This window comes from Bacillus sp. AFS041924 (assembly GCF_002577195.1).
Lineage (GTDB): Bacteria > Bacillota > Bacilli > Bacillales > Bacillaceae_G > Gottfriedia.
The window spans coordinates 1-1,268 of sequence record NZ_NULG01000122.1; the positions used below are offsets into that span (position 1 = coordinate 1).

The 1,268-nt window shown below is 38.1% G+C and carries 1 protein-coding gene; it reads left to right on the forward strand.

The features are described 5' to 3' along the window. Positions 1-206: 206 nt before the first annotated feature. A partial coding sequence (ltrA, locus tag COC46_RS19700) for a group II intron reverse transcriptase/maturase (RefSeq protein WP_098811606.1) occupies positions 207-1,268 on the forward strand: 1,062 nt, incomplete at its 3' end.

Sequence of the window (1,268 nt, forward strand, 5' to 3'; positions counted from 1 at the left end):
TAGTACTTGGTGGTTCGAAACATCAAGGAAGGACTGAACAAATTAAGAAGAACTGATACTAAGAGACTACATTCTATGAAGAAGCAGATAACCTTAAATAAGGCTTACTCAAAGGAGGAAATGGTGAATACATGGGGGACTTTGAGAAGGTGGAGTAGAATGTCACGCAAATAGACCATCATGTTCACGTAGAAAGGAAATATCAAATGTTAATGGAAAGGATACTAACACGGGAAAATCTTCTGAACGCTCTGAAAAGAGTGGAACGAAACGGGGGCAGTCACGGTGTAGACAACATGTCGACCAAAGACCTGCGTTCGTACATTGTCGTACACTGGGATGAATTAAAAGAGTCACTCGCAAATGGAACCTATAAACCTCAACCTGTCCGTCGTGTCGAAATCCCGAAAGCAAACGGAGGAACAAGGTTACTAGGAATTCCGACCGTGTTAGACCGATTCATTCAACAAGCAATTACCCAAGTATTAACGCCAATTTATGATTCAAGTTTTTCAGAACATAGTTATGGATTCCGTCCAAAAAGGAGAGGACATGACGCAGTAAGAAAAGCGAAAGGATATATAAAAGAGGGGTATAGATGGGTAGTAGATATTGATTTAGAAAAGTTCTTTGACAAAGTAAACCATGATAAGTTAATGGGAATTCTTAGAAAGGAAATCCATGACAAGGTTTTATTGAAATTGATTCGGAGTTATCTAAATGCAGGGATACTGATAGGTGGTATTTTCTCTGAAAGTACGGAGGGTACTCCTCAAGGAGGACCACTAAGTCCATTACTCTCAAATATTATTTTAGATGAACTAGATAAAGAACTGGAAATGAGAGGACATAAATTCGTAAGGTACGCTGATGATTGTAATGTATACGTGAAATCTAAGCGAGCAGGAAAACGAGTAATGTCAGGTATCGTGACCTTTATCGAAACAAAACTAAAACTAAAAGTAAACATGGGGAAATCGGCAATTGACCGACCATGGAAACGAAAATTTCTTGGTTTTAGTTTTACAAATACTAGGGAACCGAAAATACGAATCTCGAAAGAGAGTATTAGAAGAGTAAAACAGAAAATCAAGGAACTTACATCCAGAAAGGCACCAATACCCATGGAACGTAGAATAGAGAAGCTAAATAAATTTCTAATAGGTTGGTGTGGATATTATGCGTTAGCAGATACGCCAAGTCACTTCAAAAACTTTGATAAATGGATAAGAAGAAGACTCAGAATGTGCCTGTGGAAACAATGGAAA